This window comes from Ruegeria sp. AB7, from assembly GCF_056542625.1.
In genome coordinates, this window is sequence record NZ_JBQGAC010000002.1 from 725,962 (window position 1) to 749,017 (window position 23,056).

The 23,056-nt window shown below is 56.4% G+C and carries 26 protein-coding genes; 17 read left to right on the top strand and 9 right to left on the bottom strand.

Translation table 11 applies throughout. The features are described 5' to 3' along the window. Positions 1–194: 194 nt before the first annotated feature. Complete coding sequence (locus ACR0EN_RS09220; protein WP_480586345.1) at positions 195–404, top strand: hypothetical protein; 210 nt, start codon at positions 195–197, stop codon at positions 402–404. Between the two features lie 116 nt (positions 405–520). Here ACR0EN_RS09220 and ACR0EN_RS09225 read toward each other — a convergent pair whose 3' ends face one another. Beyond that, the gene (locus tag ACR0EN_RS09225) at positions 521–2,122 is read right to left on the bottom strand and encodes a BCCT family transporter (protein WP_170513982.1); all 1,602 of its coding nucleotides are present in this window, start codon (positions 2,120–2,122) and stop codon (positions 521–523) included. A 268-nt stretch (positions 2,123–2,390) separates the two neighbouring features. Here ACR0EN_RS09225 and ACR0EN_RS09230 point away from each other — a divergent pair, with 268 nt between their 5' ends. The 4 genes from ACR0EN_RS09230 to pnp all read left to right on the top strand — a co-directional run bounded on the left by ACR0EN_RS09230 (position 2,391) and on the right by pnp (position 5,887). Next, entirely contained in the window at positions 2,391–2,744 is a 354-nt protein-coding gene (locus ACR0EN_RS09230) for an ArsR/SmtB family transcription factor (RefSeq protein ID WP_170426150.1), read from the top strand. Beyond that, entirely contained in the window at positions 2,725–3,147 is a 423-nt protein-coding gene (locus ACR0EN_RS09235) for an SRPBCC family protein (protein ID WP_170426148.1), read from the top strand. Before ACR0EN_RS09230 ends, ACR0EN_RS09235 begins: the two co-directional genes overlap by 20 nt. Beyond that, on the top strand, positions 3,144–3,512 hold the full coding sequence (locus ACR0EN_RS09240; RefSeq protein WP_170737213.1) for a DUF1761 family protein: 369 nt from the start codon (positions 3,144–3,146) through the stop codon (positions 3,510–3,512). Before ACR0EN_RS09235 ends, ACR0EN_RS09240 begins: the two co-directional genes overlap by 4 nt. A 224-nt stretch (positions 3,513–3,736) precedes the next feature. Beyond that, positions 3,737–5,887 (top strand): polyribonucleotide nucleotidyltransferase, encoded by a 2,151-nt coding sequence (pnp, locus tag ACR0EN_RS09245; protein WP_170394709.1) that lies wholly within the window; start codon positions 3,737–3,739, stop codon positions 5,885–5,887. Positions 5,888–6,181: 294 nt separating this feature from the next. Here the strand turns inward: pnp and ACR0EN_RS09250 are convergent, their stop codons facing one another. Together ACR0EN_RS09250 and ACR0EN_RS09255 are read right to left on the bottom strand one after the other, a co-directional pair. After that, positions 6,182–6,682, bottom strand: a complete 501-nt coding sequence (locus tag ACR0EN_RS09250; RefSeq protein ID WP_170394711.1) for a helix-turn-helix transcriptional regulator — start codon at positions 6,680–6,682, stop codon at positions 6,182–6,184. Positions 6,683–6,718: 36 nt separating this feature from the next. Continuing rightward, positions 6,719–7,231, bottom strand: coding sequence for a hypothetical protein (locus ACR0EN_RS09255; protein ID WP_170648800.1), 513 nt, complete (start codon positions 7,229–7,231; stop codon positions 6,719–6,721). 250 nt (positions 7,232–7,481) lie between these two features. Here ACR0EN_RS09255 and ACR0EN_RS09260 point away from each other — a divergent pair, with 250 nt between their 5' ends. Continuing rightward, complete coding sequence (locus ACR0EN_RS09260) at positions 7,482–8,111, top strand: TIGR02466 family protein (RefSeq protein WP_480586349.1); 630 nt, start codon at positions 7,482–7,484, stop codon at positions 8,109–8,111. Between the two features lie 316 nt (positions 8,112–8,427). Next, the gene (locus tag ACR0EN_RS09265) at positions 8,428–9,423 is read left to right on the top strand and encodes a Hint domain-containing protein (protein ID WP_170636548.1); all 996 of its coding nucleotides are present in this window, start codon (positions 8,428–8,430) and stop codon (positions 9,421–9,423) included. A gap of 40 nt (positions 9,424–9,463) precedes the next feature. On the opposite strand, the gene ACR0EN_RS09270 is transcribed toward ACR0EN_RS09265, so the two are convergent. Beyond that, a complete protein-coding gene (locus tag ACR0EN_RS09270) occupies positions 9,464–10,114 on the bottom strand; it encodes a peroxiredoxin (RefSeq protein ID WP_170408508.1) in 651 nt (216 codons plus the stop codon). 218 nt (positions 10,115–10,332) lie between these two features. Between ACR0EN_RS09270 and ACR0EN_RS09275 the strand changes: the two genes are divergently transcribed. Then, complete coding sequence (locus ACR0EN_RS09275) at positions 10,333–11,772, top strand: aldehyde dehydrogenase family protein (RefSeq protein WP_170394725.1); 1,440 nt, start codon at positions 10,333–10,335, stop codon at positions 11,770–11,772. 55 nt (positions 11,773–11,827) lie between these two features. On the opposite strand, the gene ACR0EN_RS09280 is transcribed toward ACR0EN_RS09275, so the two are convergent. Next, entirely contained in the window at positions 11,828–12,262 is a 435-nt protein-coding gene (locus ACR0EN_RS09280) for a glyoxalase superfamily protein (protein WP_170426134.1), read from the bottom strand. Positions 12,263–12,437: 175 nt separating this feature from the next. Further along, positions 12,438–13,289, bottom strand: a complete 852-nt coding sequence (locus ACR0EN_RS09285) for a bifunctional helix-turn-helix domain-containing protein/methylated-DNA--[protein]-cysteine S-methyltransferase (protein WP_170394731.1) — start codon at positions 13,287–13,289, stop codon at positions 12,438–12,440. Positions 13,290–13,409: 120 nt separating this feature from the next. Between ACR0EN_RS09285 and ACR0EN_RS09290 the strand changes: the two genes are divergently transcribed. From ACR0EN_RS09290 to ACR0EN_RS09310, 5 genes are all read left to right on the top strand, one after another. Further along, the gene (locus tag ACR0EN_RS09290) at positions 13,410–13,859 is read left to right on the top strand and encodes a MarR family winged helix-turn-helix transcriptional regulator (protein ID WP_170394734.1); all 450 of its coding nucleotides are present in this window, start codon (positions 13,410–13,412) and stop codon (positions 13,857–13,859) included. Between the two features lies 1 nt (position 13,860). After that, positions 13,861–14,502, top strand: coding sequence for a cysteine hydrolase family protein (locus tag ACR0EN_RS09295; RefSeq protein WP_480586354.1), 642 nt, complete (start codon positions 13,861–13,863; stop codon positions 14,500–14,502). A gap of 96 nt (positions 14,503–14,598) precedes the next feature. Beyond that, on the top strand, positions 14,599–15,243 hold the full coding sequence (gene nth / locus ACR0EN_RS09300; RefSeq protein WP_170515076.1) for an endonuclease III: 645 nt from the start codon (positions 14,599–14,601) through the stop codon (positions 15,241–15,243). Beyond that, positions 15,240–16,229: an adenosine kinase gene (locus tag ACR0EN_RS09305; protein ID WP_170819200.1), complete on the top strand. Its 990-nt coding sequence runs from the start codon at positions 15,240–15,242 to the stop codon at positions 16,227–16,229. Before nth ends, ACR0EN_RS09305 begins: the two co-directional genes overlap by 4 nt. Positions 16,230–16,355: 126 nt before the next feature. Next, the gene (locus ACR0EN_RS09310) at positions 16,356–17,060 is read left to right on the top strand and encodes a hypothetical protein (protein ID WP_170626763.1); all 705 of its coding nucleotides are present in this window, start codon (positions 16,356–16,358) and stop codon (positions 17,058–17,060) included. A gap of 121 nt (positions 17,061–17,181) precedes the next feature. On the opposite strand, the gene ACR0EN_RS09315 is transcribed toward ACR0EN_RS09310, so the two are convergent. Then, on the bottom strand, positions 17,182–17,667 hold the full coding sequence (locus tag ACR0EN_RS09315) for an RNA pyrophosphohydrolase (protein ID WP_480586358.1): 486 nt from the start codon (positions 17,665–17,667) through the stop codon (positions 17,182–17,184). A gap of 137 nt (positions 17,668–17,804) precedes the next feature. On the opposite strand from ACR0EN_RS09315, the gene ACR0EN_RS09320 reads away from it, so the two are divergent. From ACR0EN_RS09320 to ACR0EN_RS09330, 3 genes are all read left to right on the top strand, one after another. Next, positions 17,805–19,832, top strand: a complete 2,028-nt coding sequence (locus tag ACR0EN_RS09320) for an FAD-dependent oxidoreductase (RefSeq protein WP_480586361.1) — start codon at positions 17,805–17,807, stop codon at positions 19,830–19,832. Positions 19,833–19,919: 87 nt separating this feature from the next. Then, a complete protein-coding gene (locus ACR0EN_RS09325; protein ID WP_223117210.1) occupies positions 19,920–20,180 on the top strand; it encodes a hypothetical protein in 261 nt (86 codons plus the stop codon). Further along, positions 20,177–20,566 (top strand): hypothetical protein, encoded by a 390-nt coding sequence (locus ACR0EN_RS09330; protein ID WP_480586364.1) that lies wholly within the window; start codon positions 20,177–20,179, stop codon positions 20,564–20,566. The genes ACR0EN_RS09325 and ACR0EN_RS09330 overlap by 4 nt, the downstream gene beginning before the upstream one ends. 26 nt (positions 20,567–20,592) lie before the next feature. Here ACR0EN_RS09330 and ACR0EN_RS09335 read toward each other — a convergent pair whose 3' ends face one another. Then, positions 20,593–21,033, bottom strand: a complete 441-nt coding sequence (locus ACR0EN_RS09335; protein ID WP_170466618.1) for a DUF4399 domain-containing protein — start codon at positions 21,031–21,033, stop codon at positions 20,593–20,595. 228 nt (positions 21,034–21,261) lie between these two features. Here ACR0EN_RS09335 and ACR0EN_RS09340 point away from each other — a divergent pair, with 228 nt between their 5' ends. Next, positions 21,262–22,167: a LysR family transcriptional regulator gene (locus tag ACR0EN_RS09340; protein ID WP_170819196.1), complete on the top strand. Its 906-nt coding sequence runs from the start codon at positions 21,262–21,264 to the stop codon at positions 22,165–22,167. Positions 22,168–22,233: 66 nt separating this feature from the next. Here the strand turns inward: ACR0EN_RS09340 and ACR0EN_RS09345 are convergent, their stop codons facing one another. Continuing rightward, a complete protein-coding gene (locus tag ACR0EN_RS09345; protein WP_170819195.1) occupies positions 22,234–23,049 on the bottom strand; it encodes a DUF2189 domain-containing protein in 816 nt (271 codons plus the stop codon). Between the last annotated feature and the right edge of the window lie 7 nt (positions 23,050–23,056).

Sequence of the window (23,056 nt, forward strand, 5' to 3'; positions counted from 1 at the left end):
TTTCCAAGCGGTCAAAAAAATGATGCAAACAGCAGATTTCTTCCCCCTTTCTCGGCACCCCATTTTTCTTACATGGACGGTGTCGCTGCGGGTTCACACTCACGGAAGTTGGTCTTTGAGCCCTTCCCTCAAGTGGCTTGGACCTGACCCGCAGCGGCAAGGATTTGATGACCATATGTTGCGGGAGTTGAATGATGCCATTGAAGACAATTCTGAGCCGGGTGTTTGCAACCAAGATGTCTGAGACGTCCAACGCCACAAATGCGCGGTCGATTTTGAATAACCCCTACGACCATAAGAAGGCAATTTCGAAGGTTGAGACAGCGGCGATTCTTCGCGGGATCCTAGAAGATGAAAAGATGGAATATCCAACCCAAGGCAAACGCGAGGATTCGCTGCACTGACCGCCGTTTGGTACGCTCCTGACGACTTCTGCATGGGCACGCACTACAGGGGCCGCTCCGGACCAAAAACGCCCGCCGAATTGGCGGGCGTTTCGGTTTTCTCAGGATAATCCCAGTTACATCTTGGCCTTTTCTGATTTAAGCGCCAGCCACAGGCAGTAGCACATGATCAGAACCACCAAGGTAAACGGAATTCCAGTCGACACCGCTGCCCCTTGCAAGGCAGAGAGACCTCCGCCCAGCAGCAGTGCGATTGCGACGAGGCCTTCAAGCGTGCACCAGAACACGCGTTGCACAACCGGTGCGTCCATCTTTCCGCCTGCCGTGATCGTGTCGATCACCAGCGAGCCTGAGTCCGACGATGTGACAAAGAACACAACGATCAGGATCAGAGCGATCGGGGCAATGATGCCGTAAAGCGGCAGTTCCTTCAGGAACCCGAACAGCGCACCTTCTGGGGCGTAACTGTCGATCACCGTGGCGCGGACACCTTCTGCGCCGCCTGCGTTCAGCATGTCGATGGCTGCGCCGCCAAAGGTCGACATCCACAAGGCACATACCGCAGTGGGTGCCAGTAAGGCGCAGATCACGAACTCACGCACCGTACGACCTTTGGAAATGCGGGCGATGAACATGCCCACGAAAGGTGACCACGCAATCCACCAGGCCCAGTAGAAGGTTGTCCAGCCGTGGAAGTAACTGGTGTCTTCCCGACCGAACGGATTGGATAGAGCAGGCAGGTGCGTCACGTAATCCACCATCACGTTGAAGTACCGTGCAATGGCGGTGCCGACACCGGTAACTACAATGACGAAGATGAACAGTCCTACGGCCATGATCATGTTGATCTCACTCAACCGTTTGACACCTGCATCCATGCCCATCAGGACCGAGCCCAGTGCGATCATCGTAATGCCTATGATCAGCAGGACGGTGACGGTGGGGCTGGGTTCGATGCCAAAGACCTCATACAGCCCGGCGGCCACCTGTTGTGCGCCCAAACCCAATGATGTGGTTAGGCCGAAGAGGGTCGCGAATACTGCCAGAGTATCGATGATGTGGCCCCACCAGCCCCAGACGCGCTCGCCCAGGATCGGATAAAAAGCCGAACGCAGGGTCAATGGTAGCCCGAGATTATAGCTGAAGATTGCAAGCGCCAGACCAACGGCCGCATATACCGCCCAGCCTTCGAGACCCCAATGATGGATCGTGCCGACAATGCCGATATATTCGTTACCCGGCACAGCGATATCGATGCCCAGCGGGCGGGCGTTGCCGTCTTCTGCAAAGTTGTAATAGACCGGCTCCATCACGCCGAAGAACAACAGCCCGATGCCGATCCCGGCCGCGAACATCATCGCGATCCATCCGGCGTAGGAATAGTCGGGTTTGGCGTCCTTGCCGCCGATCCGCACCTTGCCCACCGGCAAGATGATCAGCACCAGACAGAACAGGGTGATTGCGTCAACCGACAGCACCAGAAACCAGTCAAACGTGCTGGTCAGCCATGGTCGGAGCCAGCCAAAGAACGTGGCTGCGGATTCCTGATTTGCCAGCGCGATCAGGACGAACGCAAAGATCAGGATACTAGAGATCAAAAAGACCGGGTTATGGATGTCCAGACCGAAAGGCCGGACATTGTCCTGCCCCAGCTCATATTCGGTCTCAAAGTCATAAATCCGGGGATCCGGATCCAGCATTTTCTTGGTTTGTGCCATGCGTCTGCCCTTCTGTTCGCTACGTGCAAACGCCAAGGTATTCGACCGGCGGACGGAGGTGATATTCGTATTCCCTTGGCGCGTTTCCGTCGTTTCGACCGCAGGTATGGTGGTTTCAGCCTATACGGATACTAAATTTTCACCAAATATATTCGATTTCGCGAATAGTTAGGCGGTGGGAGCGACCGAATTAGCTTTCAGAGCTGCAAATATCCTGTTATTCAACCAAATGGTTGACTGAAGCAGAAAAGGCATGTAATTCATCCAAATGGTTGAACGAGAGAATCGCTATGACCTAAGCGCTATATTGAAGGCCGCGTCCGACCCAACCCGCCGCGTGATCCTAACGATGCTCGCGCAGCAGGGCCCCTTGCGGGTGACGGATATTGCGCGGCAATTCGATATGAGCCTCAACTCGGTGTCCAAGCACATCAAGGTGCTCGAGAATGCCGGGCTGGTGCGGCGTCGGACGGAATGGCGCGAGCATCTGATCGAGGTGCAGATGGCCCCCTTGTCAGCCGTGGATGACTGGTTCGCCGGGCTGCGTTCGATCTGGGCGCTTCGGCTGGACGCCTTGGAAACTGCTTTGGAGGACCCAGAAGATGACGGAACTGTCCCTTGAAATAACCCGCGCCATTCCGCACCCGCCGGAAAAGGTGTTTGATGCTTGGCTAGACCCGGAAATGCTGGCCAAGTTCATGCTGCCCGGTCCCAACATGTCAGTGCCCGAAGCTTATTCTGACGCCAAGGTAGGGGGCCGGTTCAAGATCATCATGCGCGCGCCCGAGGCCGGGGACCTTCCGCATGAGGGCGAATACAAGGTGATCGACCGGCCCAATCGGCTGCAATTCACTTGGAACTCTCCTTACAGTCAGGACGATTCCACTGTGACGCTGGATTTCACTCCAACCGATAAGGGCACGGAATTGCGCCTGCATCACATCCGTTTCCCTTCGCAAGAAAGCCGAGACAATCATGAAGGCGGCTGGACCCGGATCCTTGAAGTGCTGGAGGTCGCGTTGTGATCAACTGGCTTGCCCTTGGCGCGGGAGTCATCGCCGCCTTTCTGCTAGGGTGGCTGGTCTACGGACCTGTGGGATTTCAGAAACGTTGGGCCGAAGGTACTCGGATCGATCCGACACCGCCTGACACACCACCTCTGCCTCAACTGGCAGCCCAGATCATATTTCTGATCCTGCTGGCTGCTGTGATCGCCGTGACCGAGACCACCAATAGCCTTGGCGTTGCAGTTCTGGCCATCCTTGCGGTGGCTGCTCAGGCCGCATCGGTCGGGGCCTGGGCGCAGAAAAGCGGCTTCGCCATCGCAGTCGACACCGGATATGCGCTGGGCTGCGGCGTGGTGATGATATTGGCGCACGCTATCCTTTGATACATCGGCCCCTGCCCATCTTGGGCGGGGGTTAGGCAATCCCCTGCCCCCCAAAAACTCCCGACTTTCCAAAGCTTGCAAACTGATGTATGGGCCTGTCATCTGAGACGTTGTGCCCTGACCCCGGCACTCGAATGGAAGATAAAGTGGGGTCGGCGGCAATGGGGCCGCCATGCAAACCGGAGACCCGCAGGGGCGGGAGTGCTCCGTTCTAGGATACGCATATGTTTGATGTAACAAAGAAATCGATTCAGTGGGGCGAAGAGACGCTGACACTGGAAACCGGCAAGGTTGCCCGTCAGGCCGACGGCAGCGTGATTGCCACGCTGGGCGAAACCAGCGTGATGGCAAACGTGACCTTTGCCCGTGCTCAAAAGCCCGGTCAGGATTTTTTCCCGCTGACCGTCCACTATCAGGAAAAATACTATGCCGCCGGTAAGGTTCCGGGTGGCTTCTTCAAGCGCGAAGCACGCCCGACCGAGAAAGAGACGCTGACCGCGCGTCTGATCGACCGTCCGATCCGCCCGCTGTTTGTTGACGGCTTCAAAAACGAAGTTCTGGTGATGTGCACCGTGCTGTCCCACGATCTGGTCAACGACCCCGACATCGTTGCGATGATCGCGGCATCCGCTGCTCTGACCATTTCCGGCGCGCCGTTCATGGGTCCGATCGCCGGTGCCCGCGTTGGTTTCGAGGATGGCGAATACGTTCTGAACCCGACCGTCGACGACATGCAGGACCTGCGCCTGAACCCTGAACAGCGTCTGGACCTGGTTGTTGCCGGTACCAAAGACGCCGTGATGATGGTGGAATCGGAAGCTTACGAACTGTCCGAGGCGGAAATGCTGGGCGCGGTAAACTTCGCGCATGAGCAAATTCAGCCCGTGATCGACCTGATCATCTCGCTGGCCGAAGAAGCCGCGAAAGAGCCGTTCGAATTCGTCGCCCCCGATTACTCGGAGCTGTCCGCCGCTGTTTCGGCTGCCGGTGAAGAGAAGATGCGCGCCGCGTTCGCGATCACCGACAAGCAAGAGCGCACCGCCGCTGTTGCCGCGGCCCGCGAAGCGATCAAGGAAGCGCTGACCGAAGAGCAGCTGGAAGACGGCAACCTCGGCTCCGCAATGAAGAAGCTGGAAGCAGGCATTCTGCGCGGCGACGTCGTCAAAGGCGGCAAGCGTATCGACGGTCGTTCGACCACCGATATCCGTTCGATCGTTGCAGAAACCTCGATGCTGCCGCGGACCCACGGTTCTGCCCTGTTCACCCGTGGTGAGACTCAGGCATTGGCCGTGACCACGCTGGGCACCGGTGACGACGAACAGTTCATCGACGCGCTACACGGCAACTTCAAATCCAACTTCCTGCTGCATTACAACTTCCCTCCCTACTCGGTTGGCGAAGTTGGCCGCGTGGGTGGTCCGGGCCGTCGTGAGATCGGCCACGGCAAGCTGGCATGGCGCGCCCTGCAGGCGGTTCTGCCTGCGGCGACCGACTTCCCCTACACGATCCGCATCGTGTCGGAGATCACCGAATCCAACGGCTCGTCCTCGATGGCGTCGGTTTGCGGTGGTTCGCTTTCGATGATGGATGCGGGCGTTCCGCTGAAAGCACCGGTTGCTGGTGTGGCCATGGGCCTGATCCTGGAAGATGACGGCGAATACGCCATCCTGTCGGACATTCTGGGTGACGAAGACCACCTGGGCGACATGGACTTCAAGGTGGCGGGTACCGAAAACGGCATCACCTCGCTGCAGATGGACATCAAGGTTGCAGGCATCACGCCTGAGATCATGGAGAAAGCCCTAGCGCAAGCCAAGGACGGCCGGATGCACATTCTGGGTGAGATGGGCAAAGCCCTGTCCGAGACCAACGAATTCTCGGTCCACGCCCCGCGCATCGAGACCATGAACATCCCCACCGACAAGATCCGTGAAGTGATCGGTTCGGGCGGCAAGGTCATCCGCGAGATCGTCGAGGTTTCGGGTGCCAAGGTCGACATCAATGACGACGGCGTCATCAAGATCGCGTCGCCCGACGGTGAATCGATCAAGAAGGCCTATGAGATGATCCACTCGATCGTTGCTGAGCCGGAAGAGGGCCAGATCTACACCGGTAAAGTGGTCAAGATCGTCGACTTCGGTGCCTTCGTGAACTTCTTTGGCAAGCGCGACGGTCTGGTACACGTGTCCCAGATCGAAAACCGCCGCCTAAACCATCCGTCGGATGTTCTGAAAGAAGGTCAGGAAGTAAAGGTCAAGCTTCTGGGCTTTGACGATCGCGGCAAGGTGCGCCTGTCGATGAAAGTTGTCGATCAGGAAACCGGCGAAGAGATCGTTCCCGAGAAGAAAGAAAAGAAAGAGGAAAGCGCAGAGTAATCTGCCTCTTTTGCAAGAACGAAGGCCCCGGTAATCCGCCGGGGCCTTTTTCTTTGGGCGAATGTCGAGTGCCGCAGCGATGCTGTGGAATGCGCCGACCATCAGCTGGTGGTGGGGTAGGCTTCAATTTAGATGAGGATACAGTTTTAATCGCTGAGTGCATTGCCCTGAAACAGAGCCTCGCAACCACTTAAAACGTTGGCTTTACAGCCCCGAGGCATCTACTTGGGCGTTCTTTTCTACTCATTGCCGATAAATGAATGAATTTACGACGATATCCGATCGTTTCTTGGTTTATTTCTTTTCTTCGATCAAAAGCTCTTCTATGAGCGCGCCTAACAGTTGCGTCCTCGATTTGACCTTGGCTTTTTTGTAGATTGAATTGTTCTGGGACTTGATTGTTCCCTCGCTGGTCTCGCGCAGTTTAGCTATTTCTGCGAGGGACAGGCCCTTTACGGTGAGAAGTGCAACATCTCGTTCCGCGGCACTAAGGCCCCAACGGTCGAACTGTAGTTCCAGCATCCGAAAAAACTCGCCTTGAGCCTTTCGCAGGTTCTGTTTGACTTCTTGGTGACGTCGCAAAAACAGCCTGTGGCTTTGCCAAATCAAAAGCCCCCCAAGAATAAACCCAAATAGGGTGATGAGAGCCGTGATTTCATGGACCACCCAACTCGCGGAAAAAATGTAGTACCCTGTTATTTCGCCAATCAATTCGATCACAAACGTCAAAGCAGAGATCGCATATACAGCGATCCCCGCTTTGAACATGGCTTCTTTTTTAAACCATTTGTTCAAACCCCAATCTCGCTTGGGCTCAAGTTGGAAGCTGAATTAATCATCGTCGCCTTCGTCATCCCCTTCGCCATCGTCACCTTCACCGTCGCGCTCGCCATCGTCGCCTTCGCTATCGCGTTCGCCGTCATCGCCTTCGCTATCGCGTTCGCCATCGTCGCCTTCGCTGTCGCGTTCACCATCGTCGCCTTCGCTATCGTTTTCCCCATCGCCTTCGTCATCGTCACCTTCGTCATCAAATCCTTCGTCGTCATCTTCGTCGTCATCTTCGTCATCAAAATCTTCGTCGTCATCTTCCTCATCGTCGAACTCATCGTCTCGCTCTGAACGATCCCGAACGATGGTTCCGTCTTTCCCCAGCACCACTTCTCTCTCGATTCCAGGTCCAGTTGCTTCAAAGCGAAGATTCCCAAACAGCGTGTTGGTTATTTCGATTCGTTGGAAACCTTGTTCTGTGAGTTCGTCGATGATGTCTTGCTTGGTGGTTTGCGAAAGCGCCGTGGTGGCCATCAGAACGAAAGTTGATGTCAGACCGATAGTTTTCTTGTTCATGTTCCCATCCTCAAAGGAATTGCCAATTGAACTAAAACATCGGCGCTTTGCGATGGGAATATAACTTAGGTTGGTTAGGCCAGACTTGAACCAAAGAACTATATCCTCAACGGTACTGGGTAATGCGCGCAATGTGCGGGAACGTGGATTTGGAGAGCGCCGAAGAATTTATCAGGAGCAAATTCCTGAATTTGATCTCGGACCGATCTGAATTTACAGCCACGTAGTTTTTGAAGGTGACACCGAGGATATGCCCGAAGCCAAGAAATTCGAAAAGCTCTTCTCTACTCCAATGATGCGATTTGTGGTGCCTAACAGTGCAGCGCTTAATGCGGCGATTCTGTTTGAGGCCGAAAAGATGCGTGAGGAAGACGAGGGTGCCTCAAAATCCAATCGCGGCGGATGGCACTCAAACGGAAACCTCTTTGATCGCGATACGCCCGCTATTCAGAATTTGCGAGACGCGGCCGAAGATGCGGTGTTTCAAATAACACGAAAGGTCTCAGACAAGATTGAACCGGATAAACTTCGCCTGAAACTGTTCGGGTGGATAAACGACAATCCTTCCGGCGGGTACAATGCGCCGCATACTCATCCCGGCGCGCATTGGTCTGGAGTGTACTATGTTTCTCAACCCGAGATCGAAGAAGGTTCGTCTGGAATGATTGAGTTTCTCGACCCCCGAAACGAGTTGCCTCACTGGCGCATACTTCAGGCGAGTGCGTTTCGGAACAAAAAGAAGCTGCGCCCGGCAGCCGGCGAAATGATCCTTTTTCCATCCTATCTGACTCATTGGGTCCACCCAAACCAAAGTAAAGAAAGCCGCGTCACGGTTGCCTTCAACGCAACCTTTCGACGTCCAAAATCGGATCCCAGTTAATCGCCTCGAGATACGCAGCCTCTGTGGTATCGAACATCATGGCAATGTTTCGCCTGGTCAACGCAGTCAGCGCGGCTTTCAGTTTCCATCAGAAGATACAATCCTTTGGCAGCGAGACCGCGTTCAACTGACGTATCCGATCCCAACCACCGCCTCGGCAGGCGTGCCCACAGTCGATCCAACCATAGCCAATCTGCCTTTTTCGATCAGTGCCGCTTTCGAGCCCTGCGCGTCACGGTAAACGATATGTTAACACTTCTAAGTTGAGTTAGCTCAAAGTTAAGGAAATCCAAATCATCTGGGACGTCGCCGCGCTTTGGCCTCTATCACCATCTTTGAGATCGACGGAGATCCGTTTGGCAACCCCAGTGTGACGGTGACCCAGGGGTTTCAGGTCACCATTACTGATGATGATAATTTTCTCGAAAATCCGGACAACAACGGCAGCCAACAGTTCGATACCCTCCCAATCCCCGGGCTGAACAATTCCGGCAGCTTTCAAATATTTGAAGGCTACAGCGCGACGGTCGGAGGTGCACCGGTCACCTACACACTGCTGCAATTCTCGGGTACGCAATACATCGTTGTGACCTCGGGAAACGTTGCTGTTAACGATGTACTGACAGGCAACTCACTGGCCCAGGGTACTGCACCTGCGGTCGAATATGATAACCTTCCCAGCTTTGTCTGCTTTACTTCGGGGTCACATATTCTGACACCGTCGGGCCAGCGTCTGATCGAAGAAGTCAAAGCAGGCGATCATGTGATCACCGCAGATGGCACCGGTCGGGCCGTGCGCTGGGTGGGTCGGCGACGGCTGAGTGAGGCGGATCTGAGACAGACCCCTAAGCATTGCCCGATCCGGATCAGTGCGGGCAGTCTTGGGCCGCAGACACCATCGCGAGATCTGCTGCTGTCACCTCAGCATCGGGTTGTCGTGTCCTCACCTGCATTGGAATTGCATCATAGTCACCCGATGATGTTGGCGACGGCCAAGTCTCTGCTCAACGGCAAGTCTATCACGCAAGTACCGCCAAGCGGGGGCGTCGAGTACATTCACATTCTGTTCGACCAGCATGAGCTGGTGAATGTCGAAGGATTGTGGTCGGAATCGTTTTATCCCGGCGGATATACGCTGGACGCGATGAGCAGTGCAGTGAAGGAGGAACTATTCGAGCTGTTCCCCGAGCTTCATTCCGACACAGGCGGCTATGGTGATACGGTGCTGCCGGTTCTGAAACCGTACGAAGTGCAAATGCTGCGCCCGGAGCTATCTGCCCCTTGCGGCGCAACCTCGGCGTTTGCGCACTAGAAAAAGGCAGGGGCTTTCGCCCCCCTGCCCGTTGATCCGTTTACGACGGCGCTTTGGTTTTGCGCAGATAGGGGAAGATGGTCTCGAACTCGCCGAACTTCTCTTTTGCCTCATCGTTGGAGACCGCAGGTGGAATGATCACATCCTCACCCGGCACCCAATTTGCGGGGGTTGCCACGCCCTTGGCGCTCATCTGCAGGCCATCCAGCGCACGCAGAATCTCGGCAAAGTTGCGGCCCACGGTCATCGGGTAGGTCATGGACAGTTTCAACTGCTTATCGGGTCCGATGATAAAGACAGAGCGTACAGTTGCGCTGTCGGCAGGCGTGCGGCCGTCGGGCAGATAGGCCTCGGCCGGCAGCATGTCGAAGGCTTTGGACACAGCCAGACCGTCATCGGCGATGATCGGGAAGCCGGGGTTGGCGTTGCCATAGGCCTCGATATCTTTTTTCCACTTCTTATGATCTTCGACACCATCGACCGACACGCCGATCACTTTGGTGTTCCGCGCCGCCCATTCATCGTTCAGCTGCGCAACTGCCGAAAACTCGGTCGTGCAAACAGGAGTGAAGTCCTTGGGGTGTGAGAACAGGATGGCCCAGCTATCGCCAATCCAGTCATGAAACTGGACGGTGCCCTGATCTGTCTCTGCGGTGAAATTCGGGACCGTATCATTGATGCGCAAACCCATTGGGAAACTCCTTTCCTGTGAAAAATCGCGAGTCGATTGCTGCCAACCTAATCACTTTGCGCAGAGGTTAAACCATTCATGTTGCGCTGTCAGAAGATTCAGTAGGTAGATAATTTGATCAAATTATGTTTTACCCTTGCCCGACACCCGGGTGGGTGACAGAGTGCGAATGAAAACCGACCGTTCGGTCGATTGATTCCTGATCCGGAGGATGAGCCATGATCGAAAAACGCGATTTCTATATCAACGGCAAATGGGTCGCCCCATCAGAGCCGAATGATTTCGAAGTGATCGACCCGTCGACCGAAGAACCATGCGCGGTGATCTCATTGGGGTCAGAGGCTGACACTAACGCAGCGGTCGCCGCGGCCAAAGCTGCTCTGCCTGGTTGGATGGCAACCCCGGTGGACGAGCGCATCGCTTTGGTAGAGAAACTGGTCGATATTTACGCCACCCGCTCAGAGGATCTGGCCCAGGCGATGTCGATGGAGATGGGTGCACCGATCGAAATGGCGCGCAGCCAGCAATCGGGCGCGGGGATCTATCACCTGAAAAACTTCATCCGTGCCGCCAAGGCGTTCCAATTCGAACGCCCACTGGGCGATCATGCGCCGAATGACCGGATCATCTATGAAGCGGTGGGTGTGGCAGCCCTGATCACCCCATGGAATTGGCCGATGAATCAGGTCACGCTCAAGGTCGGCGCGGCGGCGATTGCGGGCTGCACGATGGTGCTGAAACCGTCCGAGCAAAGCCCGCTGAACGCGATGATCTTTGCTGAGATGATGGATGAGGCTGGCTTCCCGGCTGGTGTTTTCAACCTGGTGAATGGCGATGGCGTGGGCGTGGGCTCTCAGCTCTCGGGGCACGCAGATGTTGATATGGTCAGCTTCACCGGTTCGACCCGCGCGGGCACTGCGATTTCCAAGAATGCGGCGGATACACTGAAGAAAGTGCATCTGGAACTGGGCGGCAAAGGGGCCAATGTGGTCTTCGCCGATGCCGACGAAAAGGCGGTAAAACGCGGCGTCCTGCACATGATGAACAACACCGGTCAAAGCTGTAACGCGCCCAGCCGGATGCTGGTGCAGCGTCCGATCTATGATCAGGCGGTTGAGACAGCCGCCGAAGTGGCAAACAAGGTCACCGTCGGCAGTGCCGCCGAGGAAGGCCGACATATCGGACCGGTGGTGAACGAAGTGCAGTGGACCAAAATTCAGGACCTGATCCAGAAAGGAATTGATGAGGGCGCGCGTCTGGTTGCAGGCGGTACGGGTCGGCCAGAGGGGCTGAACAAGGGCTATTATGTGCGCCCAACGGTTTTTGCCGATGCCAATAACCAGATGACGATCGCGCGCGAGGAGATCTTTGGCCCGGTTCTGACTATGATCCCCTTCGACACCGAAGAAGAAGCCATCGAGATTGCCAATGACACACCTTACGGGCTGACCAATTATGTTCAGACCCAAGACGGTGCACGCGCCAACCGAATGGCTCGCGTCTTGCGGTCGGGCATGGTTGAGATGAACGGCCAGTCGCGCAGCGCTGGGTCCCCGTTTGGTGGGATGAAACAGTCCGGCAATGGCCGCGAAGGCGGGGTTTGGGGACTGGAGGACTTCCTTGAGGTCAAGGCCGTTGGCGGTTGGGCCGCCGAATAGTCAATCTTGGTGCTATCAAAATGTGAGTCACCCTAAGGGTGCCTCGCTTTGTTTCTTAGGCAGGTCGGACGATAAGCTGCGGCTCTCCGTCCGACGTGTGGCGGGTGGATCGACCATCCCAGCCAATCTCACCTGTCACCCGCTGGCGAAGGGACGAAAAACTGTCGAACCGGACCACATCTACGGGCACGTCGAACTGAAGGGTCACCCGGCGATGTCCGCCATCCCCAATCATGGTCAGACCGCGGATTTCGGCGGTGAAGGGCTGACCCAGATATCGGCCCTCAACCCGGTCACCAACGCGCAGCTGCACTCGATTTCCTGCCATCGCGTGCAACGTGTTCCAATCCCGCGCACCGAGTTGATGCGCCAACAGTTCCAACGCCTCGCTATGCGATAGCTTCACTCCGGCGTCCTGCAGGCGTTTGCGCAGGCGTTTTGCCTGCTCTTTCAGCTCCGCAACCGGAGCGATGTTCTGAATATGTGTCATGGTGTGCCTCGTTTCCTGAAACGGGCGCGAAATCTGGACGGGGTTCGCATTGCCATCCGCGCGCCTGGAAAGGGCAACAGATGTGATTCAATCGGGTTTCACCAAAGCCTAAGGCCGCGAACGGCAGGGGACCCGAACCTGCCGTGCATATGGCAACGACGCGCCAGAATGTCAATCAGGCGTCGGCCTGCGCCGCCTCATAGGCCAGCATGGCGCGCTTGACGGGCAGTCCCCAGTGGTAGCCACCCAGGCCGCCCGATTTGCGTAAAGCACGGTGGCAGGGGATCAGCCAACTGACCGGGTTCCGCCCAACTGCGGTGCCCACGGCGCGCACCGCTTGGGGTGAGCCGACCCGCTGCGCGATCTCGGAATAGGTGGTGACCTGCCCCGAAGGGATGTGCATCAGCGCTTCCCATACCTTGATCTGCAGTGGTGAGCCGATCAGGTAGAGTGGGGTCGGCTCCAACCGGTCGCTGGCCGCACCGAAGGCGCTGAGCACCCAAGGCCGCAGGCGCATCGGGTCCTCGACAAAATCAGCATTGGGCCAACGAGAGATCATGTCTTCCATCGCCGCCTCCTCGCCTGTCTCGGCCCCAAAGGCGATTCCACAGATTCCCTTGTCAGTTCCCATAACCAGCGCAGGGCCAAAGGGGCACTCGAACCAGCCCCAGTAGATCGTGAGACCTGCGCCTTTGCGGGCGTATTCACCCGGGCTCATGGATTCCCATTTCAGGAATAGGTCATGAAGCCGCCCACTGCCGGACAGCCCCACATTATGAGCGGTTTCCAGCGTGGTGAAACGCTCGTGCAACAGAGCTTTGGCATGGCCGAGAGTCAGGTATTGCTGGTATCGCTTCGGAGAGACCCCGGTCCAGCGTGAGAACAGACGCTGAAAATGGGCAGGGCTCATATCCATCTGGCGAGCCAACTCATCAAGACTGAGACTCTCTCCGCCTTGATCGATCAATTCGATCGCGCGCCGCATGACGTTATAATGATATCCGCTTTCTGCTGTCTGGACGTTCATCGGTCACCTCATCAGTTACAGGAACAGTAACTTGCCCCTGTCGATCTTGCGACCCGGAACCTGCGCTTTATCTTGTCAACTGAGTTGACGAATCAAATCGATTTCTCCTACCATTCAGGTATGGGACACAGGTTGGATCAGCTTTATCAGGCAGTTCAGGCCACCCGGCCTTTGCTGCGGAACATCACGGCAGCAGTTGAGCAGGGCAGCCAGCGCAAAGGCGTGACCGTCGGGCAACGTGCCCTTTTGGAAGGTCTGTCGCTATCTCCCGGCGCGACCGCCCCGGTGCTGTGCGCCGAGTTGCAGCTGAAACGACAATATGTCTCGCGCATCTTAAAAGAGCTGATGGGCGCACAGCTGATCGAAAGCCAGCCCAATCCCAAACGTGCAGGCACCTACTGCTACCGGCTGAGCCCTGCGGGCGAAGAGACGATCACGGCAATCAGAGCGGATGAGATGGCCAAGCTGACACGCTTTGCACAGGATTTTTCTGCGTCAGAGCTTGTCGCCTATCACAAGGTTCAGCTGGCCCTGACCCGCTATTTCGCAGAACTCGCCAAGGAGGCCTGACATGACCGTCCTTTGGATAATGGCGGCAAGCATCATGATCGCCGTGTTGTACATCCTCTTGCAAATCCGAAAGATTGGCACTCCGACAACCGGAGCCAAAATAGACCTGGCATCGCGGCCTGAAACGGCGCTGCTGGTGATCGATATGCAAACAGATTTTACCTCGATACCCACCTGGGATGACGCACAAATTGAGGGTGCCTTGTCGACGATCCGGTCAACGATGGACAGCGCCCGCCAGTCTGACTGGTCCGTGATTGCCATCCGTCATGAATTCAAGGGACGGCTGGCGAACTTGCTGAACGGGTGGTTCAATCAGGGGCGCGGCAACGCAGGTTCCGACGGAGTTGGGTTGGATCCGCGTCTTGCGCTGAATCCCGATGCCGAGTTTGTAAAATCCGTAGGTGACGCCTTTTCTTCGCCGGGCTTTGAACGGTTCCTGCAAGACAAACGGATCGGAACGCTGGTTCTGACAGGGTTGGACGGGTGTCATTGCGTGAATAAAACCGCGCAGGGCGCGCTCAATCGAGGATACCGGGTTCAGATCAATTCGGCAGCCGTTCTGGCGGCTGATCCGAACCGGTGGCAGGGGATCAGGGATCAACTTGCAACGGCGGGGGTGGATTTCCGACTGCAAAAGTGAGGCATAGGGATAAATCGACCAAGACCCGCGCCTAGGCAAAACCAAAACGCACCTTTTCAATTGCGACCGCTTGTCTGGCAGGGCATTAAGGCTCGGATGGCCAATCAACTCGGATACCACAAGATCCGCGAGATCTTTACGCGTTTTCACGACGCCGACCCTGAACCCAAGGGCGAGTTGGAGCATGTAAACGTCTATACTCTGGTCGTTGCCGTCGCACTGTCAGCGCAGGCGACCGATGCCGGCGTCAACAAGGCTACGCGCGCGCTATTCAAGATCGCCGACACGCCGCAGAAGATGCTGGATCTGGGCGAAGAAGGTCTGATCGAACATATCAAGACCATCGGCCTGTTCCGCCAGAAGGCCAAGAACGTAATCAAGCTGAGTCGCATTCTGGTCGAAGACTATGGCGGTGAGGTGCCCAACTCCCGCGCGGCGCTTCAATCGCTACCGGGTGTGGGGCGCAAGACAGCCAATGTTGTCCTGAACATGTGGTGGCGATATCCGGCACAGGCCGTGGACACGCATATCTTTCGCGTCGGCAACCGCACCGGCATCTGCCCCGGCAAGAATGTGGACGCCGTCGAACGCGCCATCGAAGACAACATACCGACCGACTTTCAGCTGCATGCGCATCACTGGCTGATCCTGCATGGCCGCTATCACTGCAAGGCACGCAAACCGCAGTGCCCGACCTGTATCATCCGCGATCTCTGCGAATTTGAGGACAAAACCGAATGAAAACCTACCAACTGACCGGCATCGGAAACGCCGTTGTGGACGTGATTTCCCAAGCCGATGACAGTTTCCTTGAGCTGATGGGCATCGAAAAGGGTATCATGCAGCTGATCGAACAGGAACGCGGCGAGGTACTGTATGCCTCAATGGAAGGCCGGGTGCAGACGCCGGGCGGCTCGGTTGCCAATACCATTGCGGGTGCGGGTGCACTGGGTCTGGATTCGGCGTTTATCGGGCGGGTGCATGATGATGCGCTGGGCCGTTTCTATGCCGATGCGATGAACGAAGACGGGGTGGATTTTGTGAACCCGCCGGTGCCGGGGGGCGAGCTGCCAACCTCGCGTTCAATGATCTTTGTCTCACCGGATGGCGAGCGGTCGATGAACACCTATCTGGGTATTTCGTCCGAGCTGTCTTCTCGGGATGTCTCGGAAGACGTCGCGGGCAACAGCCAGATCATGTTCCTCGAGGGCTATCTGTTCGACAAGGAAAAGGGCAAAGCCGCGTTCCTTGAAGCCGCGCGCAACTGCCATAAGGGTGGCGGCAAGGCAGGTATTGCCATTTCCGATCCGTTCTGCGTCGAGCGGCACCGCGTTGATTTCCTGCTGCTGATCGAGAACGAGCTGGATTTTGTGATCGGCAACGAGGCCGAGATCAAATCGCTTTTCGAAACCGACGATCTTGAGGAAGCACTGGCCAAAACCGCCGAGATTTGCCCTCTGGTCGTCTGCACCCGGTCTGGCGACGGGGTGACCGTTCTGAACGGCAACGCGCGCATCGATGTACCGGTTGAAAAGGTCGTACCCGTGGACGCGACCGGCGCGGGTGACCAGTTCGCTGCCGGGTTCCTGTTTGGCATGGCCACAGGTCGCGATTACGAGACATGTGCACGGATCGGCAATGTCTGCGCCCGCGAGGTGATCAGCCATATCGGCCCGCGCCCTGAGGCGAATATGCAGGAATTGCTGCGCGCGGAAGGATTGATTTAGACACTGTTCTGAGCGCCCGCAGGGACGTGGGCACCAACTAACTCACTTAACCCAAAAAGAATTCTTGCTTGGTCGAGCATTCTGAACAATTCTCGCAGGGAAAACTACTCTGACGGGAATTTCATTATGCGACTAACCGCTGTTCTGATTTCATTTGCAGTTTGGGCCGCCCCGGCTGCGGCACTGTCGTTGAGCGACCTGAAACAGCTGATTGAAGACCAAACAAGCGCACCGGGAAAGACTTTTGGTGACTATACGGTCATCATGGATCAGGAGATCGCGCCACAAGTATCGATCCTAATGGGCTGTTCTTCGGGAAAGACGGATGGGCTGGGCGAAGATATTCGGGGTTCGCTTTCAAGCCTTATCTCAGCAGTGCCTTCGGCATTTCCGGCAAGCCTTTTTAAAGATAAAGTCCGAGACAAAATCCAAGACGGTGCACTAACGATTGATGAAGGCGAAGGCTTTTGCTTCGCGATCGCACATGAAACCGGGAAACTGAAGCGCGCCAAAAAGCTTAAGAATGGCAGCATATATGTGACGACATGGAAAGACGGAAAGAAGGTTGACCAGCGCACCGATCGGTTCTGGTGCAAACGGCTGTCGCGCAATGTGGCTTGTTTCGAAGTTGTCGAACTGTCTGAGGACCACGAGGGTGGTATCGATGGCGTTTCCGGTTGTTTTCAGACTGAGGTTGATGGGAAAATAAAGTCCGTCTCGATGGGCCGCGGAAAAACTATCAACGCATCGGTCGCGAACACGTTCAAATCAGATGCGTCGGTTTCAAACAAAAGCTGTCTGGATCGTGGTCTGGGTGCGGACGAGTTCTAGTGTTTCCAAAACAGAGATAACAGTGGTCGATGCATGCTCAAGCATCGACCAGACTGGTACGCCAAAGCTGTTAGACGAGAAAACAGCGCCGTATTGGAAACAGAATTTTTTGATTGCTTGATTAAGTGAAGTGTCTTTCAAACGCTGCCAAAACCTGCTGGTAGACGTCCTTTTTGAACGGCACGATCTCATCGACCAGCCTCTTGGGGTCTTGCCATTTCCAGTGGGTGAACTCGGGGTGCTCGGTTGCGATATCGATCTGATCATCCCGGCCCAGAAAGCGCATCAGGTACCACTTCTGCTCCTGCCCGCGATACCGGCCCTTCCAGATTTTCGGCACAATGTCATGCGGTAGGTCATAGGGCAGCCAGCCGTCGGTCTCGGCGATGATTTCCACAAGATCAGCGGTCACTCCAGTTTCTTCCCAAAGCTCGCGCAGGGCCGCATCGCGCGGGTCTTCGCCCTTGTCCACGCCGCCCTGAGGCATCTGCCAGGCGTCCTTGTGGCGATCATTGCGCTGACCGACAAAGATCAGACCCTCGGCATTCATCAACATCAGTCCCACGCAGGGGCGATAGGGCAGTTTGGCGATTTCATCAGGGGTCATGCGCGGCCTCGTGATTAAGCTTTGCTGCGTCTCTAGCAAGCGCCGCAGTAAAGGCAAAGGGAATGACGTTAGGTTTCGCGTGACAAAGGTGACGCGAAGGTCAATCTGACGGTCAAAGTCGGGAGGGAGAGTTTGCCATGACTGCGTACCCAAACATGTTGGCCCCGCTGGATCTGGGTTTTACCACGTTGAAGAACCGCGTGCTGATGGGCTCGATGCATACCGGTCTGGAAGAGACCGGCGACTGGATCCGTGTCGCCGAGTTCTACGCGGATCGCGCGCGCGGTGGTGTTGCTTTGATGGTGACGGGTGGGATTGGCCCGAACCTTGAGGGCTCGGTGCTGCCCGGGGCCTCGATGATGACCAATGATGAAGAGGTGGCGAACCATTCCATTGTGACCAAACGTGTGCATGAGGCAGGCGGCAAGATCGCGATGCAGATTCTGCATGCGGGGCGCTATGCCTATGGTCCGAAATGCGTGGCCCCCAGCCCGGTGAAATCCCCAATTTCTCCGTTTCCGCCGCATGAGTTGGACGAAGAGGGTATCGAGAAGCAAATCAGCGACATCGTCAACGCGGCTGTTCTGGCCCAGAAGGCGGGCTATGACGGGGTCGAAATCATGGGCTCCGAGGGGTATTTCCTGAACCAGTTCCTCGTGACCCACACCAACAAGCGCGAGGATCGCTGGGGTGGGTCATACGAGAACAGGATGCGTCTGCCTATCGAGGTGGTGCGCCGCACGCGGGAAGCCGTGGGGAGCGATTTCATCATCATCTATCGCCTTTCGATGATTGATCTTGTGCCCAATGGGTCGACTCATGACGAAGTCGTTGAACTTGCGCAGCGGATTGAGCAGGCCGGGGCAACGATCATCAACACCGGTATCGGCTGGCATGAGGCGCGGATTCCGACGATTGCCACCAGCGTTCCCCGTGCAGCGTTTGCGTGGGTTACCAAGAAGCTGATGGGTAAGGTCGGCATCCCGGTGATCACCTCGAACCGGATCAACACGCCTGAGGTTGCCGAAGAAGTTCTATCGACCGGTTGCGCCGATATGGTGTCTCTGGCGCGGCCGATGCTGGCCGATGCGGATTTCGTGAACAAGGCGATTGCAGATGAAGCCGCGAAGATCGCCCCGTGCATCGCATGCAATCAGGCCTGTCTGGACCACACTTTCAGCGGTAAGCTGACCTCATGCCTGGTGAATCCGCGTGCCTGTCATGAGACCGAATTGGTGATCGGCAAGGCCGAGACACGTAAGACCGTGGCCATTGTCGGCGCTGGCCCTGCAGGTTTGTCCACCGCGATGACAGCTGCCCAGCGCGGCCATGATGTAACCCTGTTTGATCGCGCCGCCGAGATAGGCGGGCAATTGAACATGGCCAAACAGGTGCCAGGGAAAGAAGAGTTCTGGGGACTGGTTGACTGGTATCGCACCATGATGGACGACCTAGGCGTGACGGTCGAACTGAACCGCGAGGTCAGCGCGGATGATCTGACCGGTTATGATGAGGTGGTCATCGCCACCGGTGTCACTCCTCGTGATCCACAGATTCCCGGCCAGGATCGGGACAATGTGCTCAGCTACATCGACGTGCTGCGCGACAAGGCCGAGGTCGGCAGCACTGTCGCCGTGATCGGGGCCGGAGGCATCGGGTTCGATGTCTCCGAATTCCTGCTGGAAGACGGTCACAGCCCAACCACGGACCTTCCATTGTGGATGAAGGAATGGGGCGTGACCGACCCCGCAGAACACCGCTCGGGCCTGGCCCCCGAGGGCCCGCAGCCCGAAGCACCAGCACGGCAGGTCACGCTGCTGCAGCGCAAGGCACAGCGTCACGGCAAGGGGCTGGGAAAGACAACGGGCTGGATCCACCGCGCGACATTAAAGATGAAGGACGTCAGTTTCGTTGGTGGTGTGAATTATGAGCGCATCGACGAGGACGGCCTGCATGTCAGCTTTGGCGAAACCCGCGATGATCCAACCGTGATCGCAGCCGAGTCGATCGTCCTATGTGCCGGGCAGGTCTCGGACCGGTCGCTGGCGGATGAGCTGATCGAACGTGGAATGACCCCGCATGTGATTGGTGGCGCAGATGTGGCAGCCGAGCTGGACGCCAAACGTGCGATCAATCAGGGCACACGTCTGGCGGCAGCGTTCTGACGTTGTAATGCCAGTGCGCTGGAGAAAGCCGCCCCGGAAGAGGCGGCTTTTTTCGTTTTCCTTGACTCAACCGTTATCAATATACATATGTACCACATGAGTCAGAAAATAGAACGCACCCAAACAGGAATTCGAATCGAGAAGCGGCTTCTGAAAGTTCTCAAAGGGCTGGCAGAATCGCTGGACATGACCCTTGGCGACCTGATTGAGGGCATCGCGCTGCACAGCTTTGAGAACAAGCCAGCCTTCTCTGAAGAGACGCTGAAGAAGATCAAACAACTCAAAAGTGTCTACGACTTCGATTGGACAGCTGAAGACAGCCACCGTTTCAAGGAGGATGAAGAATGAGCGCATCGCGATACGCCGACGTCACCATCGCATTTGAAGCACACGCAATCGACAACGCAACGTTCGGACACGCCGAACATGTGCAAGTCGCTTATGACCTGCTACGCAAGTATGTTTTCATCGATGCCGCAGCGATCTACGCCAAGGGAATTCGCACGTTAGCAGCGAACGCAGGCGCACCGGACAAGTTCAATCTGACAATCACCTACGCATTCATGAGCCTGATCGCAGAGCGGCTGGCCAACACGCAAGCTACTGACTTTAAGAGTTTCGCACAGGAAAATTCCGACCTGATGGCCAAGTCAGTACTCAACCAATGGTATTCTGCGGAACGTCTCAACACGCAGCTTGCCCGCGATATATTCCTGCTGCCTGCCGCCGCATAATCGCGTTTTGCGGCGGAGGTGAATTGTTACTCCACTGTGATCGTAATCACCTCGGACACAATGGGCGTCGCATGAGGGACGTGGCCTGCATCCCCAAGCACCAGCTGCAAAGTATGCTCACCCGGAGCAAATTCCAAAGTCACCTCGGTCTGACCGCCACCGAAATGAATGTGATTGTCGTCTGCGGGCAGACCGTATGACAGTTCGTCCGCACCGTCTTCTCCCTGCCCAAGTGGTGGGCGATCAATCAGGAGGTGATGGTGCCCTGTATTTTCCTTCTCGGTTCCAGCGGGGGCAACGCCCATGCCGCTGAGGCCAAAGACTACGGTCACAGGTGATTGCACGGTGTCACCGTCAGACAGGTTGACGAAATAGACCTTCGCATCTGGATTCGATGGTGTTTCCCCTCCGGCCCACGCAAGGCTGGCGGTCAGACACAGGGTAATGACAGCAAATAGGGCTTTCATAGTCTCCTCCGTGGTCACAAAAATGCCATTCTCATCATAGCACGATTGGAAAAAAGTCCAGAAAACGGGGTTTTGTATCGAAAGGCATGGTCCGCGGCATATAGGCCCGGGCGTTTCCTAGTTGCAAACGATCCGATTCAAAACCCTGATATTATCCCATGTCTGCCCAGTTCTTGCCCAGATTGATCGCGATAAAGAGACAACGAACGGAAGACCTGGGGAACGAGAATGGATCGACTAACTGAAATGGAGGCCTTTTCCAACGTGGTGGACCAGGGTGGTTTCACCGACGCGGCCAAGAAAATGGGCATCTCCAAATCAGCCGTGTCTAAACACGTCTCGAGCCTCGAGGCGCGGTTGGGGGCAAGGCTTTTGAACCGGACAACGCGCCGGGTTTCGCCAACCGAGATCGGGTTGGCCTATTATGATCGCGCCCGTCGCGTGCTGAACGACGCAGGCGAAGCGGATGCGCTGGTGACTTCGATGCAATCTGCGCCTTCTGGTCTGCTGCGGATCTCTGTGGCAACAGATTTTGGCGTCAATCACCTGTCGCCGGTCCTGTCGGACTTCCTGTCGGCCTATCCGGACATCACCGTGAACATGGTTCTGAACAACCGCTATGTTGAGCTGATTTCCGAAGGCTTTGACGTGGCCGTGCGCATTGGCGAGCTGGAAGACAGCACGCTGCGCGCCCGCAAGCTGACCGAAACAGTGAAACGCATGGTCGCGTCGCCGAGATATATCGAGCAGTTCGGACGCCCGCAGAAGATCGACGATCTGAACGAACACAAACTGCTGCATTACTCCAGCCAATCCTCGGGCAGCGTGTGGAAGCTGACGGCGCCTTCGGGCGAGAAGCGTCAGGTCCGCACTGCTGGCTGGCTGAGCGTGAATGACGGGCAGTCGCTGCTGAACGCAGCCATCTCTGGGCTGGGGATCGCACATCTGCCCAGCTATCTATACGCCGACGCACTGAAATCGGGTGAGGTGGTGGACGCCATGCCTTCGCTGCCGGATGAAGTTCAGGGCGTCTATGCAGTGTACCCGCCGGGCCGGTTTACCCAGCCCAAGGTGCGGGCATTCATTGATTTTCTTGTCGAATCCTTTGCTGAAAAGGGTCCGATGGATTGGTAGAATTCTCCCTGTGGCACCTAAACGGCCCGTGCTGAATAGCACGGGTTTTTTTTGTTTAGCGATGCATCAGTTAGTCTCTGGTGATACGGCCCGCTGATACAGGTGCCACGTGGTGTGGCCCAGGATCGGCAGCGTGAAAATCAGCCCCAGAAACGCCGGAACCAGCGACAAAAGCATGGTGACCGAGATGATCGCCGCCCAACTGAGCATTACCACCGGGCTTTCAGCGACCACGCGAATGGAAGTGAGCATGGCGGAAACAAAGTTGGTTTCCCGATCCAGAAGCATGGGCATGGCCACCACAGTCACCGAGAACAGGACCGCCGACAAAAAAGCGCCGATACAGGTGCCGACCGCAAGAAAGGTCCAGCCTTGCGGTGTGAAGAAGATGGTGTTCATGAACCCTTCGAAATCCGAGAAGGACGCCTTTTGCAGGATGATCGCCAGCCAAAGGCGGATTTGGTAGGTCCATACCCAGAAAATGAACAGGGTGACAAAGGCCATCCAACCCATTTCGCGTTTGCGCTGATGTGCCATGACGCTGAGGATTTCGGACCAACCGAAGCTTTCCCCTTTCTGCAACCGGCGGGACATTTCATAAAGCCCGGCGGCCGCAAATGGGGCAACCAGCGGAAAGCCTACGGCGGCAGGAATGATCATCCAGATCTTGCCAAGCCCGACCAGGCACCAAACGAACAGGATGCCGAAAACCGCGTAGAACAGGCCGAAAAAGCCGCTCATGACCGGGTGTGCGAGGAAGTCGGAAAACCCGGCCTTCAGCGATGCGGTAATATCCTCGGCCGTCAGCCTGTTAACCTCGGGCATGGATTGCTGTGGGACCGTGTTATCCGGCGGAGTGGTATCTTCGGTTTTGGATGCCATGACGCAT